Source organism: Oceanobacillus sp. FSL K6-0251, assembly GCF_038004725.1.
GTDB lineage: Bacteria > Bacillota > Bacilli > Bacillales > Amphibacillaceae > Oceanobacillus > Oceanobacillus oncorhynchi.
Map to the genome: position 1 here is coordinate 785,702 of NZ_JBBORS010000001.1, position 15,685 is coordinate 801,386.

A 15,685-nucleotide genomic window follows, 5' to 3' on the forward strand; every position below is an offset into this window, starting at 1 on the left:
TTTCTGTTTTTTTACCGCAGTGAAATGTTTGTATGCCAAGTGAAAGCTGCTGGTTTGCTAAGAATAAGTGAATTCGACGTTTTCGAATAAAGGAGTGTTTAGGAATGAGTGAATTACAGCAATCCGTTATCAACGCATTACATGTAAAGCCAGAAATCGACCCGAAGGAAGAAATTCGCCTCCGTATTGATTTTATGAAGGAATATTTGCAGAAATTTAGTTTTGCCAATGGCTTTGTCCTTGGAATATCGGGGGGACAGGATTCTACCTTGCTTTCGAAACTGGCTCAATTGGCAATAGATGAATTGAATCAGGAAGAGGAAGGAGAAACGTATCAATTTATTGGTGTGGAGCTTCCATATGGAAAGCAAGGCGATGCAGATGATGTAGCAGATGCGATTGAATTTATTCAGCCTTCGAAAGTGCTGACAGTTAATATTAAGGAAGCAGTAGATGCAAGTGAAAAAGCATTGCGTGCTGGAGGAGTCGTTATCAGCGATTTTCTAAAAGGGAATGAAAAAGCAAGAGAACGCATGAAGGCGCAATATAGCATCGCAGGGGTGCATAACTGCTTTGTATTAGGAACCGATCACGCCGCAGAAGCAATTACCGGGTTCTTCACCAAGCATGGAGACGGAGCTTGTGATCTGGCACCCTTGGAAGGGTTAAATAAGCGTCAGGGAAAACAACTGCTGAAAGCGTTAGGCTGTCCGGAGCATCTCTATTTGAAAAAACCGACTGCAGATTTAGAGGATGACCGTCCGGCCTTAGCTGATGAAGAAGCGTTAGGCGTCACGTATGAAGAAGTCGATGATTATTTAGAAGGAAAAGAAATATCTCAAGAAGCAAGAGAAGTTATTGAAGGGCACTATATCAAAACCATGCATAAGCGGGAGCCGATTGCTTCTATTTATAATGATTGGTGGAAATAAGAATTGCAGAGGGCGGATGAATGATTCGTCCTTTTTTCTTTTTTAATAAAGAAGTGGCTTTTGTTATAAGAGAGAGGAAGGGTGATGAAGCAGTGAAGTATGTTATCGGTGTGGATTTAGGGACCAGTGCGGTAAAGTTGCTTTTGGTCAATCAGAAGGGAAAAGTAGTTCAAGAGGTATCGAAGGAATATCCATTGATGCAGGAAAAAGCAGGGTATAGTGAACAAAATCCGGAAGACTGGGTAGAGCAGGCAATAGCCGGCCTGACGGAGCTGACAGATCGATTTTCTGGGAATTTATCTGATATTGAAGGAATCAGCTTTTCCGGGCAAATGCATGGTCTTGTTTTAGTGGATGATAGTCACGAGGTAATCCGCCCGGCTATTTTATGGAACGATACGCGCACTACTGCAGAATGCCGGGAAATTACAACGTGTGTTGGAGAGGATACGCTTTTAGAAATACCAAAAAATATGGCTTTAGAAGGTTTTACATTAACTAAAATTTTATGGGTTAGAAAGCATGAGCCTGAAAATTACGCAAAAGCAAAGCTGTTTTTATTGCCGAAGGATTATTTGCGTTTTCGCCTGACTGGTCAATTACATATGGATTATTCAGATGCTGCAGGCACCCTTTTATTAGATATAAAGAAGCGCTCATGGAGCAAGGAAATCTGTGAAGCCTTAGATATTCATCCTGATTTGTGTCCGCCGCTGGTTCCTTCTCATGAAATGGTTGGGAGCTTCAAGAGAGAAATAGCAGAAAAAACCGGTTTGTCAGAAGAAATGAAAGTGTTTGCAGGAGGAGCTGATAATGCTTGTGGAGCGATTGGTTCCGGTATATTGGAAGAAGGAAAAACGATGGTCAGTATCGGTACTTCCGGTGTTGTTGTCTCCTATGAAGCGAATGGAGATAAATCGTTTGAAGGAAAAGTGCATTACATGAACCATGCTGCTCCAGATGCTTATTATACGATGGGGGTGACACTTTCTGCAGGTCACAGTTTATCCTGGTTTAAGAACACCTTTGCAAAAGAACGGACGTTTGACGACCTTATAAAGGAAGCAAAGGATGTACCGGCAGGAGCAAACGGACTTTTATTCACACCTTATCTTGCTGGAGAACGTACACCTCATGTGGACGCCTCCATACGCGGCAGCTTTATTGGCATGGACAGCTCACATGAGCGCAAGCATTTTACCAGAGCAGTAATTGAAGGAATTACATTTTCTTTAAATGAATCGGTAGAAATTTTCCGGGAGCATGGAAAAGTGATTGATAAGGTTATCGCCATTGGCGGCGGAGCCAAAAGTGAGCTATGGCTGCAAATTCAGGCAGATGTATTCGATGCTGCAGTAATAAAGCCAAGCAGTGAGCAAGGACCGGGAATGGGAGCGGCAATGCTGGCAGCTTATGGAGCAGGGTGGTTTGAAACACTGCAGGAATGTGCTTCTGTTTTTCTGGAGGATGCAAAAAGGGTGGAGCCTATTCCGGAAAATGTAGAGAAGTATAAGGAATTGTTTAAACTGTATAAGTCTGTTTATGGTTCTACGAGACAAGTAAATAAGGATTTAATGCAATACCGGAATAGCGGTAAAGCATAGTCACCTATCACACCTTCCTCTCTAGATGAATAATCTGTAACGATACGTTAAAGAGGAAGGCGGAGGGGCATGGATACTTTATTTACACTAGCGTATGAAATTGGTTCGCTTTATATTATTGTCGCCATCGGGTGGATAATCAGACGTAAGGGACTGATTTCTGAACAGGGTCAGCGTTCATTCACGACCTTATTATTATATATTGCTTTACCTTGTCTAATAATTAGTTCTATGCATATGCCCTTCCAATATGAACAAGCTTATGGCGCCCTTATTATGTTCGTCCTTTCCATCTATATCATGGGAGGGACCCTTTTTGTAAGCAGGTTTATCACGAAAAAACTAACGCTGCCGGTGAACCGAAGCGCTGTATTCGAAAATGTAATTTTATTTGGGAATCAAGGGTTTATCGGCATGGTGATTATCCTGCAGCTATTTGGGCAGGAGGGAGTCCTGTTCGCTTCGGTATTTAATTTGATTTATTATGTCCTGATGTGGACGTATGCGATTTATATTATGAATCCAGAAGGACTTCCTGTTTCCAAAACGATGTTTATCTTAAAAAATCCCGGCTTTTTAGCAACGATAGCTGGTTTTATCTTATTTATTTTCCCTGTTCAGTTTCCGGCTTTTATCATGGATCCTATAGCTACTATTGGGCAAATGACAGTACCTTTATCCATGATTATGATTGGCATGATGATTTCCACCGTAACGTATGCCAAAGTCCTTGCCTATATGAAGGATATTTTTGTTTATATTGCTGTAATGATTCGATTGTTTATTTATCCCATTGTCTTTTTTTTGCCATTGCTGTTATTTAAGCTTCCATTTGAATTATTTATGATAGCATGTTTGCTTTCCGCGACGCCGAGTCCGGCAACAATAAGTATGTACGCACAAGTATATGGGGGAGATATGGAATTTTCGGCGGTAGTTGTCTTTTTCTCTACACTTCTTTCGGTTGTCAGTATTCCGATTGTTTATTTGGTGTTTTTGCTGTTGATTTAGTGGTGGTGAATAGAAAAGTTATGGTTTACTATTAAAGTTTGTGTTTATGGCTATGAATTTGATGAATAATACAGCCCAGAGATTTTATCACCTAACATAAAAAAGTTCCAATCCTTCTTTTTGATGACTGGAACTTTTTATGTTGTTTTATACCGGGCATGGTCCAGTTAAGCTGCTACAAAAGACTGGACATGTAAAAAGATTTTCACGGTGTAAATCTTTTTGCTTCACTATCTTCAGGATAATTTAATTGATTCGGATTATAGCTTATTAACTCAATCAGCATGCCCCATGGTGCACGGCCATAAACAAATTCTCCAGATTCGTTTTCTACATCCCCTAATAGCTCGCCAGGTTCTGTTAATAATTCGCCGCCTGCTTCCACAAAAGCGTCAGCTGACTGCTGGATATCATCAACATAGAATGCAACGTGCTGGACTCCAAAATCAGAGGCAATAACAGGTTCTCTTTGTTCGGTATCTTTAAAATGAAAAAGCTCTATGTTGGAACCATTGTCAAAAGAAAGAATCCGTATATGGATCACCTTCGCCCCATTTTTCAGACCTAACGTTTTTTCAACAGCTTCTCCCTGCTGCGGTTCGTCGCCTAATTTCTTATTATCGTAAGCAATTTTTGCATGGAAAGCTTTTTTGAAAAATGTTGTTGCTTCTTCAATATCTGGTACTGTAATTCCTATATGGTCAATACCGCGTGTCAAATTTGCCATGAGTTAGCCACTCCTTTATGAAATGAATAAATGGAAGTAAGAAATAAAAAGAGCTGCCGTACAATCGATTACCTCATTGCACAACAGCCTCCTTTCGTATAAGTGATTTCTTTATTTACAGGTGAAACTTGTCTTCTATTTTTTAATCTTTTAAAACTCTTCATAAACAGCCGGGTCTTGATCCTTCAAACGCCCATCTGTCTTGGTAAAACTGTTGATTATCGTCATCTCTTCATTACTTAATTCAAAGTCAAATATAGAAATATTTTCCTTCTGGCGGACTGGTGACGCTGATTTAGGGATTGCCACCGCTCCCAGCTGATAGTGCCAGCGGAGAATAATTTGTGAGATTGTTTTGTGATGCTTTTCAGCAATTTTTTGTAAGGTTTCATCCTGCAGGAGGTCGCTTGCTCTGGATAAAGGGCTCCAGGATTCTGTTACAATCTGATGGTCCGTATCCCATTTCAACTGCTCTGCCTGATTGAATCGCGGATGTAATTCAATTTGGTTCACAGTCGGCAAAATCCCTGTTTCTTTTTCAAGCCGCTCTAAATGTTCTGGTAAGAAGTTGCACACACCGATGGAACGGATATAACCAAATTTCTGTGCATCAATTAACGCTTGCCAGGCTTCCACATAGTTATCCTGAATGGGATTTGGCCAGTGAATCAAGTATAAATCATAATAATCCAGATTAGCGCGGAATAAGGATTCTTGAATCGTAACAATGGCATCATCATAATGATGATAACGTCCGGGAAGCTTTGATGTGATAACTAATTCTTCACGTGGTACGGAGCTACGACGTACGGCTTCTCCAACGGTAGCTTCATTTTCATAGTTGTACGCTGTATCGATCAAGCGGTAGCCATTTGTGATTGCCGTATTGATTGCTTGTGCGCCTTGCTGTCCTTTCAGCTTGTACGTACCAAAGCCGACAGCAGGAATTTGAACACCGTCATGTAATGTGATTTCTGGAATTTGATATGTCATCTGTATATACTCTCCCTTCGCTTATACTTAAAATCCTACCTGTCTGCTCCGGAAAATTCAAACAATTTGTCTTTACCGTTCAATCGTTTCCATCTATGTATTCGGCGGCGTTTGGTTTAAAGCATCCTGGCCAAATCGATGATAATAATCAAAGCTCCCAGCAAAAATAGAGAGAAGGCCATCCATTCTAAACGATGAAAACCTTTTAAAGCCACTCTTTTATCTGGTGCCTTCGGGTTAAAATAAGCCCAGCAATACATTCCCAAATACTTTCTGGGTATTACACCGTCTGTTGCAGTAAAAGTATCAATAGAGGTAACATAATACAGTTCGTCATTATATTCCAGTAAAACTCTATAATTGTAGGCGACGATGCTATAGCGGCCTTTCGCACCGCGGTTATATCCTACAATTTTTCCTTCTACTAATTCACCAGTTAAAACACTCTTTAATTTTAAGAAAATAACAAACAAAGCTGCAATGCAAAGCAATAAACCAATAAAAGCCAACGATTTCCCATCCTTTTTTCGTTTATTATAAATAGTATTTATCTGGTATTATTGCATTTTTCACCTGTTTTGAACAATATAAAATTTTATCCGGTAACCACTTTTTATCCGTTGTTTTTAAAATTTCTCCTTAAAGAAAAAACTCCTACCTGATAAAGGTAAGAGAAGGTGGAGATACATTTCATCTGCTTTAGAATCTAACTTACATGCATTCCTGCAGATTCGTTGATATTTGCCAGGTAATCCCGAATTTATCTTGCACCTGTCCATAAGCAGGGCTCCAATGTGTCTCTTGAAGCGGCATAAGCACCTTGCCTCCTTGCTGCAATTTCTCAAATGTATCTTTAGATTTGCCGGCGTCTTCTAATGTAACACAAACGTGGACCTGTGAACCCGTCTCAAGGGGCTGCCCTGGAAAAGTATCAGACAGCATAAAATACGTATTTCCTATTTGTATCTGGGCATGCAGGATACGGTTCTTTGCTTCAACCGGAAGAGCAAATTCCGGATTCTCAGGCAGGTCGCCAAATGTTTGTACCCCTAATACTTCAGCATCCAGTGCTTCTTTATAAAAATCGATTGCTTCTTTTCCGGTACCATCCATTGTTATATAAGCGTATACTCCTGCAGGCATCGTATTCTCCTCCTAGGTCTGTTTAATCATATAGGCAGTAAGGTTTTTTAATTTTTCATACTCAAACGTATACCAGTCATTAAAATAATAAGTGACAGACCCATCTTCATCTGTAAACTGCATTTCACCCTCCACAACAGCTGTATTTCCTTCAATGAGTGTTCGGTAAACCTTATAGACATCTGCCTTATAACCGCGCATCGGCTCCATTTTTTCAATAAAAGCTGCTTTTCCTTCACTAATACCTTGACCAACTTCATTCATGATAATATCGTCTGCGGCTGCTTCAAAAATAAAATCAACTTCTCCGTTGGCGAAAGCAGTGTTAAACTTTTCCATTAATTGCCTAGTAACGGTCAATTTTCTTCACTCCTTTTCTCTTTTTTTTAGTATAGCAGCAGTTGTTTACACTGATTTCTTCTCGATTGCTCCATTTAAAATAATTTAATGTGAAATCGGTGACTGCTGCAGGAAATGTTTCATGAGTAATGGTAACGAAATAAGGATGGGCGGGTCTGTAATTTCCGGTTTTCTCATAATCAGGCGGGTTTCGGGCAGTGAACGTTTTCCATCAATACTGATGGGATAGGGATGGCGTGCACGTAATGTTTCTTGCGGGATAAGAATCTTTTTGGAATCCATTTCCCATGAAATAGCCGTTGCCATCAGAAAATAGGTGCCAACAGGAATATTCGTTAAATGAAAAGAATGAGAATGTATTAATAAGGTGCCGCGGACTGGCAGTCCTTCTGGAATCGGCTTTGGAAATAGCCCCGCCAGAATAATACCGTTGAATGGTTCATCTGTCTGAATCGATCCAGATAATTGGCGGGTAGAAGCAGTATGCATGGATGGAGGCTGCCATTTATTTTGCTTTAAATCAGTCATATATGCTTCCGGGTGCTGAAGAGAAGCACGAAAGGAGGCAGGTGTCATTCCAATACTTTTGGTAAAGCGTGTTGTAAAGGTACCGAGGCTTTGCTGGCCGATTTCAAGACCGATATCCCGGATAGGAAAAGCGGTGTCTAATAATAATGTCTTGGCAAGCTGCAAGCGTAAACTGGAAATAAAGTACATCGGTGATACGCCGATCTGCCGTTTAAACATACGGGAAAAATGAAATGGACTGTAAGCTGCTTCATCAGCAAGAACGTTGAGTGAGAGGTCCTGATCTAAATTCTGCTGAATAAATACAATGGAATCCTGAATGGTCTTATTTGGTGTCAGCATTTTTAAAAGCCTCCTTCTATTCTGAGTATAGCTGAAAATAAGAGAATATCTATACTAATATTAGAATTTTAAATTATTTTAAATGGTTAATCTAAATTTAATAAATTTCACAATGGATCCTGAACTGTGAAACAATACACTGGGAAAAGTTTGCATGGAGCACAAAAATTCTATATAATGAATATAATTTATGAGAGAAATGGAGGTGTAGAGATGTTTTTAGGGCTTGAGAAATCGTGCGGAGACTGGATGGAATTCTTATATTACTGCCGTGCGAAATTTGCGCTATTTGCTGCCTGCGGGATACGTCTGTCCTTTTTTAGCAATTTAATAGCAAATACGAAAGCAAAAAAGCATCTCTGCATCGGATAAAGTACGGTTATGTGAAATAAAGTGACGTCTGAAAGCACACAGAGAGGTACGCTCTTTGTGTGCTTTTTGCTGTCTTTATCTTCGGCAGAGAAGGTAAAGGGGAATAAATAATGATTTGTCAAATGAATCAGGTTAAGAAAATGTACGGCGGAAATATCATATTTGAAGATTTAACATTGGAAGTAAAAGAAAAGGAGCGAATCGGAATTGTCGGCAGGAATGGAGGCGGCAAGACGACACTGTTACGGTTAATGGCAGGAATTACAAAGCAGGACGAAGGAAATATCCATTGGAAAAAAGCGATGACCATCGGTTATTTAGAACAGATACCTCATCCGGGGGAAGGCATCAGTGTATTTGAAGTGCTAAAACAGTCTAATGAGGAAATAGTAGCTTTGGAAAAACAAATGAAGCATCTGGAGCAGGCGATGCAGAGCCCGGAATCAGAACAGGATATGACTGCAGCTATTAAGGCATATGGTGAAGCGCAGGAACGATTCACTGTGCTTGGCGGATATGAATTAGAAGCAAATATTGATCGGATTACGACGGGCTTGCACATTCATGATTTATTACAAATGCCTTTTGACCAAATCAGCGGCGGAGAAAAAACAAAGGTTGGCTTAGCGAAGATTCTTCTTCAGAATCCAGATTTACTATTACTGGATGAACCGACAAACCATTTAGACCTGCAGGCAGTGGAATGGCTTGGTGAATTTTTAAATAACTATAAGGGAACTGTGGTTGTCATCTCCCATGACCGCTATTTTCTCGATGAAGTCGTGGAGCGGATTTTAGATTTAGAGGATGGAGAGCTGGCTGTGTATCATACGAATTTCTCCGGTTATGTGAAGGAAAAGGAAGAGCGCCTGCTCCGGGAGTTTCAGGCCTATGAAGAACAACAGAAGAAAATCAAGAAAATGAAGGAAGCTATTAAGCGTTTGAAGGAGTGGGCGAACCGGGCCAATCCGCCCAATGAAGGACTGCATAAGCGGGCAAAAAATATGGAACGCGCGCTGGAGCGAATGGAAAAAATAGATAAGCCGGGGCTAAACCGAAAAAAGATGCAAATGGAATTAGACACCTCGGATCGAAGCGGTAAAGATGTAGTTGTGATGACCGATGTGCGGAAGCAATTTGGAGAAAAACTGCTTTTTAATCATGTATCTATGCATATTCGTTATCAGGATCGTGTTGCCATTATTGGGGAAAATGGAGCAGGAAAATCAACGCTGATTCAGCTGATGCTCGGCAATATATCTCCAGATAGTGGAGAAGTCATGATGGGCAGCAATGTGAAATTTGGTTACTTGTCACAGCATGTATTTCATGATATTGACCCGAATCAGACGGTGCTTGAAACCTTTCGTGAAGCAATTTCCGTTACGGAGGGAAAGGCAAGACATATTCTGGCAAAGTTTCTTTTTTACGGAGAGCATGTTTTTCGTAAAGTTACACAATTGAGCGGAGGTGAAAAAATGCGTCTGCGCTTAGCACAGCTGATGCATCAGGACATCAATACGCTTATACTGGATGAACCGACGAACCATTTAGATATTGATTCCAGAGAAGTATTAGAGGAGACGTTGGAAGGGTTTGGAGGAAGTCTGATTGCTGTCAGCCATGACCGCTACTTTTTAGATAAACAATTTGATTATCTGTATTGGATAGAAAACAAACAAATATCAACGTATCTGGGGAATTATTCTTGGGCAAAGAAAAAGCGGAAAGAACAATTATCGGAAAAGCAAGAAACGCTCTTTTCCTCTGACAAAAAAACAGATAAAAAAATGAAAAAATCGTATAGAACCATAGAAGACCCGTCAATAATGATAGAGAAGCTGGAACAGCATATTGAAGCGTTAGAAGCGGAAATTTATGCGATAGAGCTGCGTATGGCAGGAATAGCTGATGCAGAAGAACTGCAAAGGTTACAAGAGCAGAAGGAAAATAAAGATAGTGAAAGACAACACGCCTATGAAAAGCTGGTAGTTTTAGAGAATGGGGATTAAGGCATGATGGCATTCATCAACCAATTCGGTGAATGCCTTTGATAAGATGAGGATGGGACTGGGATTACTCGCCCATAAAAAAACTTTTGCGTTTTATTCGCCTCCATGAAAAACGTTTACTAAAATTTTAACGTATCTAAATATGCAAAAAATGGTGAGCTGGGTAGAGATTCCTGTCAGTTTTTGCGATATAATAGGAGTAACTTAGAAATATGGGGAAAAGAGAAGGTGCTGCATTGAAATCCGTTAACGATAAAATAGATTTATTTAAACGTTTTTTCTTAAATAACCGCTTCGTTGTGTTTTTAGTCATTTTATTGTTGATTGGCTTAAACATACTTATTTTCACGCATATTTCCTTTGTATTCACACCATTTGTTGTACTTTTAAAAACCGTATTGCTGCCGATTATTTTATCAGCAATTTTATATTATTTATTAAATCCAATCGTTAATTATTTAGAAAAGAAAAATGTGAAGCGGATTTATTCTATCTTTATGCTGTATCTGGTTATTACTGGAATTTTAACGATTTTAATCATTTCTGTCTTTCCTTTTTTAAGAGAGCAGATTACAAGTTTCATAACAAGCCTGCCGCCGTTTATTTCAGATATTGAAAAAATGGTAAATAATTTTATTGGCGGGAATTTCATTAATCAATTTCAATTAGTAGAATATATTGATCTGCAAGGATTTGCTACACAGTTATCTGACCGTTCACTTGATTTAGTGAACAGCGCCTTTTCCAATATTGGCAGTGTAATCGGTGCCGTCACAGAGATTGTTTTAGCAATTGTCACGCTGCCATTCATCTTATTTTATCTATTGAAGGACGGGGAAAAGCTGCCACACTATTTTCTTAAATTTTTACCAGTCTCCATGAGAAAACCGACCTACGTGATTTTGAAAGAAATGAATCATCAAATCAGCAGTTTTATTCGCGGACAAATTATTGTTGCTTTCTGTATAGGTGTACTGATGTATATCGGATTTACCATCATTGGATTGGAATACGCGCCGGTGTTGGCGTTAATTGCTGCTTTTACAAATGTTGTTCCTTACCTCGGACCAGCAATTGCGATTACTCCAGCATTGATTGTTGCAGTTGTGACTTCTCCATTTATGGTAATCAAGCTGATTATTGTATGGACCATTGTACAGCTTATTGAAGGGAAATTTATTTCCCCGCAGATTATGGGAAGAAATCTCCGTGTGCATCCGATTACGATTATCTTTATTATTCTGACGGCTGGGAATTTATTTGGTGTCGTTGGTATTCTGTTAGCTGTCCCCGGCTACGCACTTCTTAAAGTATTTGTGACGCATGCCTTTGAGTTCTTTAAAATCCGCAGTCATTTATATGAAGCTGATTTGGAGTCAGCCAATCGGGATGAAAAAGAGTAGCTGAAGGCAGTAATTTGCGTCAATTAAGAAATCTACAGGTATTGATGAATATAGAAATAAAAGTAAAAAACGTTCTTGCCTTTCTTCAAGGAAAGCAGGAGCGTTTTTAATTTATTGAATTAGGGTAAAATGAAAAGGAATACAAGTCTGTTGCTTAAAGGTTTCATAAAATGTGAATGGTTATTAAATTATAGGGAATCCTTATGAAATAAGATATTATACAGAAATGTATGATAGGAAGACGGAAAAGACCAATCAAAAGCGATTTACTTGGGACAAATGACGATAGCGTTTAATTAACATAATGATGATGCCTGCCAAATATAAAAATTGAAATTATTGACAGCGTTTTAATTTTGTTATAAGGTATTGGATGACAAGTTAAGAATTGTGTCGGAGATAAAGTTCACACAGTAAATCGTTTTTTTCGTGAGAGAAGGGACGGTTGTATCTGTGTGGACTTTTTTATTTGTCATTTTTACTTCATACTTGTTGAAAATCAATAGAACATTCTATTTAACAAGGGGGATATAAACATGTCTGAATTTGCAGCTGAGTTGCTTGGGACAATGATTCTAATCATTTTAGGGGCAGGAGTTGTCGCTGGCACAGAATTAAAAAAATCGAAAGCTGCAGGCGCCGGCTGGGTATTGGTTACAATAGGCTGGGGTTTAGGTGTGACGATGGGAGTCTATGCGGCAGGGAATATTTCCGATGCCCATTTAAATCCTGCGGTAACATTAGGATTTGCTGCAATTGGCGAATTTCCTTGGGCAAAGGTGCCGGCATATATATCTGGTCAAATACTCGGAGCTATTATCGGCGCAATGATTGTTTACTTTCAGTATCTTCCACATTGGAGAGAAACGGAAGATAAAGGGGCGAAGCTGGGAGTATTTGCGACAGGTCCAGCTGTGAGAAGCTATCCATCCAATTTAGTAAGTGAGATAATCGGGACATTTGTTTTGGTTATGGGCTTATTATTTATTGGTGCAAACGAATTCACAGAAGGATTAAATCCGGCAGTTGTTGGTTTACTAATTGTTGCGATTGGGATGTCTCTGGGAGGACCGACCGGTTATGCAATCAACCCGGCCAGAGATTTGGGTCCAAGAATTGCACATGCTATTTTACCGATTACAGGCAAAGGCGGATCGGATTGGAGTTATTCACCGATACCTGTGATTGGTCCGATTATCGGCGGTGTATACGGTGCCATTTTCTATCATGCTTTTTTTGATGGAAATATGGGTGCAAGCTTTTGGATCATGTCTGCTGTAGTAGCCATTATTCTGGCAACAGCTTTTGTAACTGAACAGCATCGAGATAAGCATGCTGTCTCATAAATAAGAATAGAAGATAGCATTTTAGGGTATGCAATAAATGGAATCACTACGCCTGAACTTTTGGAACAGGTGAATTTTAAATGAATAAACGGAGGAAACAGGGATGGCAGAGAAATATATTCTTTCAATTGATCAAGGAACAACGAGTTCGCGTGCGATCTTATTTGATAATAAAGGGGCAATTATCGATACCGCACAAAAAGAATTTGAACAGTACTTTGAAAAACCAGGCTGGGTAGAGCATGATGCCAATGAGATTTGGACATCTGTATTAGGCTGTATCGCAGAAGTCTTAAATAAAACAGGTGTTGAAGCGAATCAAATAGAGGGGATTGGAATTACCAATCAGCGTGAGACCGCAATCGTGTGGGACAAAAACACGAAACGTCCAATTTATAAAGCGATTGTCTGGCAATCCCGTCAGACAGAGCCTATATGTAAGGAGTTAAGAGAACAAGGCTATGAGGACACATTCCGGGAGAAGACAGGACTCCTGATTGATCCGTATTTTTCAGGAACCAAGGTTAAATGGATTCTGGATAATGTAGAAGGTGCAAGAGAAAAAGCGGAGGCAGGAGACTTGTTATTTGGAACAGTTGATTCGTGGCTTATTTATAAGTTTTCAGGCGGACAAACTCATGTGACAGACTATTCTAATGCTGCCAGAACACTGATGTTTAATATCCATGATTTAGAATGGGACGAAGAACTGCTAGACATTTTAGATGTACCGAAATCGATGCTTCCAGAAGTACGTCCATCTTCTGAGGAATATACAAAAACCGTATCCTATCATTTCTTTGGTGAGGAAGTTCCGATTGCCGGCATTGCCGGTGATCAGCAGGCTGCTTTATTTGGACAGGCTTGTTTTGAACAGGGAATGGCAAAAAATACGTATGGGACCGGCGGCTTCTTGCTAATGAATACAGGAGAAAAACCAGTTGAATCAAAAAATGGATTATTAACAACCATTGCCTGGGGCGTTGATGGAAAAGTAACCTATGCGTTAGAAGGAAGTATTTTTGTAGCTGGCTCTGCTATTCAATGGCTGCGGGACGGTTTAAGAATGATTGAATCAAGTCCGGAAAGTGAAGATTTTGCAACACGGGTCAAAACAACAGATGGTGTTTATGTCGTACCTGCTTTTGTTGGTTTAGGAACGCCATATTGGGATAGTGAAGCTCGCGGATCCGTATTTGGCTTGACAAGAGGAACAAAAAAAGAGCACTTTATCCGCGCGACATTAGAGTCACTGGCTTATCAGACCAGAGATGTGATGGAAGCGATGGCGACAGATTCAGATATTGAATTAAAAACCCTGCGCGTAGACGGAGGAGCCGTGAAAAATGATTTCTTAATGCAGTTCCAAAGCGATATTTTGGACGTCACTGTAGAACGCCCTGAAATTCAGGAGACAACCGCGCTTGGCTCCGCTTATCTGGCTGGGTTAGCTGTCGGCTTCTGGGAAAGCCAAGAGGAAATCGCGAAGCAATGGAAAGTAGAGAAAACATTCGAGGATAAAATGGATAATAATGAAAGTGAAAAATTATATAAAGGATGGCAAAAAGCTGTCGAGGCGACAAGAGTGTTTAAGCTGGAAGAATAGTTGCTGATGCAGGCAAAAGTAAGCGTAAGTGCTAATCAGCTCAGCAGAATATACTGCTGAGCTGCGGCCTTGCGAGATTATACGGATATAACCGTAATCACATTAACTTCCCCACAAAAGTTCAATCAATAAGAACATGAAACCTTTATTTCATCGTCTAAATCAGAAGGATGGAATCACCGTATTCCCACTATTGTATAATTCGTAACAAACGCCGGAATGACTAACTCTCCTGTAAAAATCCCCGAAAACTTAAGTATTTAACACGAGATATAATCATTAATTTGAGACCACGAGGTTTCAGGAATCGTTTTGCTTGTAATGGTGTTTCATTTTTTTACAGCTTGAAAAAAAGAAATGTGAGGGCCAGGAGAATTCCTGGTCTTTTTCTATGGTTGAAAAAAGTATAAAAAGATGGTTTAATACGTGTATATTGTTTATATCGTATATATACACTGATAGAGGAAGTGTTCTAATGAAAAAAACGTCAAAACATAAAGCACTGGGCGACTGGTTAAATACTGTAGGTGTTTTGATTGGAATACAAATCTTGCTTGTTATTTTTGATGGGGCAGGATGGAGCCCGAATTTGCGTGATGATAATTCGCTTTTGATGCGAATTCGGGACAGTATCATGGAGTCAGCATGGTTTACCGATATTTTCAACTTTTACACATCTGATATCTATAATTTTATTACCCTTCTTAGTATAGTTATCATAGTGATGCAGACGGTTTTTCTGCTTTTTTCAAGTGTGTTGAAAAGAGACTGATTCATCATCATTTTTACTTATCCTGCAGCGAATAAAATTACTCTCTCCCAAATTTTCTAAATGAAACGACGTTCTTGGAGCTTAGCATTACGAGATTATCCAATACTTTTTGTATTGTGTATAATGAAGATATACAATCAGAAAAATGAGGTATAGACATGCAAATTATCATATCAAACAGCTCTAAAGAGCCGATTTATGAGCAGATATTAAAGCAAATTCAAACAGCAATTCTTTCAGGTGAACTGGCAGAAGGCGATGCATTGCCCTCCATCAGACAGCTGGCTAAGGATTTAAAAATAAGTGTTATTACAACAAAGCGGGCTTATGAAGAGTTGGAGAAGTCAGGGTTCATCTATTCCATTGTCGGAAAAGGTTCGTTTGTAGCGGAGCAAAATTTAGATGTTATCCGGGAGAAGAAATTAAGAGTGATTGAAGAGCAGCTGAGTGCGGTTATTTCGAATAGTAAGGAAATCGGATTGCCTTATGAAGAACTGCAGGAATTATTAAAGCTGTTGTATGAGGAGTGATGGG

At 39.6% G+C, this 15,685-nt stretch carries 16 protein-coding genes; 10 read left to right on the forward strand and 6 right to left on the reverse strand.

What is annotated here, in order from left to right:
• Nucleotides 1-104 precede the first annotated feature (104 nt).
• The 3 genes from nadE to MKY45_RS03940 all read left to right on the forward strand — a co-directional run bounded on the left by nadE (nucleotide 105) and on the right by MKY45_RS03940 (nucleotide 3,547).
• Nucleotides 105-932 (forward strand): ammonia-dependent NAD(+) synthetase, encoded by an 828-nt coding sequence (nadE, locus tag MKY45_RS03930; protein ID WP_042531870.1) that lies wholly within the window; start codon nucleotides 105-107, stop codon nucleotides 930-932.
• A 92-nt stretch (nucleotides 933-1,024) separates the two neighbouring features.
• Nucleotides 1,025-2,536 carry a xylulokinase gene (xylB, locus tag MKY45_RS03935; protein WP_341173467.1) on the forward strand — a complete coding sequence of 504 codons (1,512 nt, stop codon included), beginning with the start codon at nucleotides 1,025-1,027 and terminating at the stop codon, nucleotides 2,534-2,536.
• Between the two features lie 69 nt (nucleotides 2,537-2,605).
• The gene (locus MKY45_RS03940; RefSeq protein ID WP_256705688.1) at nucleotides 2,606-3,547 is read left to right on the forward strand and encodes an AEC family transporter; all 942 of its coding nucleotides are present in this window, start codon (nucleotides 2,606-2,608) and stop codon (nucleotides 3,545-3,547) included.
• A 205-nt stretch (nucleotides 3,548-3,752) separates the two neighbouring features.
• On the opposite strand, the gene MKY45_RS03945 is transcribed toward MKY45_RS03940, so the two are convergent.
• From MKY45_RS03945 to MKY45_RS03970, 6 genes are all read right to left on the reverse strand, one after another.
• Nucleotides 3,753-4,274: a VOC family protein gene (locus tag MKY45_RS03945; protein WP_341172551.1), complete on the reverse strand. Its 522-nt coding sequence runs from the start codon at nucleotides 4,272-4,274 to the stop codon at nucleotides 3,753-3,755.
• Nucleotides 4,275-4,424: 150 nt separating this feature from the next.
• Nucleotides 4,425-5,267, reverse strand: a complete 843-nt coding sequence (locus tag MKY45_RS03950; RefSeq protein ID WP_256705690.1) for an aldo/keto reductase — start codon at nucleotides 5,265-5,267, stop codon at nucleotides 4,425-4,427.
• Nucleotides 5,268-5,383: 116 nt separating this feature from the next.
• On the reverse strand, nucleotides 5,384-5,776 hold the full coding sequence (locus MKY45_RS03955) for a DUF3592 domain-containing protein (protein WP_042531877.1): 393 nt from the start codon (nucleotides 5,774-5,776) through the stop codon (nucleotides 5,384-5,386).
• A 202-nt stretch (nucleotides 5,777-5,978) separates the two neighbouring features.
• Nucleotides 5,979-6,410, reverse strand: a complete 432-nt coding sequence (locus MKY45_RS03960; RefSeq protein WP_042531879.1) for a VOC family protein — start codon at nucleotides 6,408-6,410, stop codon at nucleotides 5,979-5,981.
• 12 nt (nucleotides 6,411-6,422) lie between these two features.
• Nucleotides 6,423-6,770 (reverse strand): nuclear transport factor 2 family protein, encoded by a 348-nt coding sequence (locus MKY45_RS03965; protein ID WP_341172552.1) that lies wholly within the window; start codon nucleotides 6,768-6,770, stop codon nucleotides 6,423-6,425.
• 84 nt (nucleotides 6,771-6,854) lie between these two features.
• Complete coding sequence (locus tag MKY45_RS03970) at nucleotides 6,855-7,640, reverse strand: helix-turn-helix transcriptional regulator (RefSeq protein WP_042531883.1); 786 nt, start codon at nucleotides 7,638-7,640, stop codon at nucleotides 6,855-6,857.
• Nucleotides 7,641-7,889: 249 nt separating this feature from the next.
• Between MKY45_RS03970 and MKY45_RS03975 the strand changes: the two genes are divergently transcribed.
• From MKY45_RS03975 to MKY45_RS04005, 7 genes are all read left to right on the forward strand, one after another.
• On the forward strand, nucleotides 7,890-8,012 hold the full coding sequence (locus MKY45_RS03975; RefSeq protein ID WP_281422721.1) for an RAxF-45 family protein: 123 nt from the start codon (nucleotides 7,890-7,892) through the stop codon (nucleotides 8,010-8,012).
• A gap of 107 nt (nucleotides 8,013-8,119) precedes the next feature.
• Nucleotides 8,120-10,024 (forward strand): ribosomal protection-like ABC-F family protein, encoded by a 1,905-nt coding sequence (abc-f, locus tag MKY45_RS03980; protein ID WP_341173468.1) that lies wholly within the window; start codon nucleotides 8,120-8,122, stop codon nucleotides 10,022-10,024.
• Nucleotides 10,025-10,236: 212 nt separating this feature from the next.
• The gene (locus MKY45_RS03985; protein WP_341172553.1) at nucleotides 10,237-11,427 is read left to right on the forward strand and encodes an AI-2E family transporter; all 1,191 of its coding nucleotides are present in this window, start codon (nucleotides 10,237-10,239) and stop codon (nucleotides 11,425-11,427) included.
• 536 nt (nucleotides 11,428-11,963) lie between these two features.
• Nucleotides 11,964-12,773 (forward strand): MIP/aquaporin family protein, encoded by an 810-nt coding sequence (locus MKY45_RS03990; RefSeq protein WP_212928654.1) that lies wholly within the window; start codon nucleotides 11,964-11,966, stop codon nucleotides 12,771-12,773.
• 103 nt (nucleotides 12,774-12,876) lie between these two features.
• Nucleotides 12,877-14,379 (forward strand): glycerol kinase GlpK, encoded by a 1,503-nt coding sequence (gene glpK, locus MKY45_RS03995; protein WP_042531888.1) that lies wholly within the window; start codon nucleotides 12,877-12,879, stop codon nucleotides 14,377-14,379.
• Between the two features lie 475 nt (nucleotides 14,380-14,854).
• Nucleotides 14,855-15,151: a YfzA family protein gene (locus tag MKY45_RS04000; protein ID WP_042531891.1), complete on the forward strand. Its 297-nt coding sequence runs from the start codon at nucleotides 14,855-14,857 to the stop codon at nucleotides 15,149-15,151.
• Nucleotides 15,152-15,309: 158 nt separating this feature from the next.
• The gene (locus MKY45_RS04005; RefSeq protein WP_042531893.1) at nucleotides 15,310-15,681 is read left to right on the forward strand and encodes a GntR family transcriptional regulator; all 372 of its coding nucleotides are present in this window, start codon (nucleotides 15,310-15,312) and stop codon (nucleotides 15,679-15,681) included.
• The last annotated feature ends 4 nt before the right edge of the window (nucleotides 15,682-15,685 follow it).

Coding starts and splice junctions, on each gene's coding strand:
- nadE (WP_042531870.1), top strand. CDS start 105: ATGAGTGAATTACAGCAATCCGTTATCAACGCATTACATGTAAAGCCA.
- MKY45_RS03940 (WP_256705688.1), top strand. CDS start 2,606: ATGGATACTTTATTTACACTAGCGTATGAAATTGGTTCGCTTTATATT.
- MKY45_RS03945 (WP_341172551.1), bottom strand. CDS start 4,274: ATGGCAAATTTGACACGCGGTATTGACCATATAGGAATTACAGTACCA.
- MKY45_RS03950 (WP_256705690.1), bottom strand. CDS start 5,267: ATGACATATCAAATTCCAGAAATCACATTACATGACGGTGTTCAAATT.
- MKY45_RS03960 (WP_042531879.1), bottom strand. CDS start 6,410: ATGCCTGCAGGAGTATACGCTTATATAACAATGGATGGTACCGGAAAA.
- MKY45_RS03970 (WP_042531883.1), bottom strand. CDS start 7,640: ATGCTGACACCAAATAAGACCATTCAGGATTCCATTGTATTTATTCAG.
- MKY45_RS03975 (WP_281422721.1), top strand. CDS start 7,890: ATGGAATTCTTATATTACTGCCGTGCGAAATTTGCGCTATTTGCTGCC.
- MKY45_RS03985 (WP_341172553.1), top strand. CDS start 10,237: ATGGGGAAAAGAGAAGGTGCTGCATTGAAATCCGTTAACGATAAAATA.
- MKY45_RS03990 (WP_212928654.1), top strand. CDS start 11,964: ATGTCTGAATTTGCAGCTGAGTTGCTTGGGACAATGATTCTAATCATT.
- glpK (WP_042531888.1), top strand. CDS start 12,877: ATGGCAGAGAAATATATTCTTTCAATTGATCAAGGAACAACGAGTTCG.
- MKY45_RS04000 (WP_042531891.1), top strand. CDS start 14,855: ATGAAAAAAACGTCAAAACATAAAGCACTGGGCGACTGGTTAAATACT.
- MKY45_RS04005 (WP_042531893.1), top strand. CDS start 15,310: ATGCAAATTATCATATCAAACAGCTCTAAAGAGCCGATTTATGAGCAG.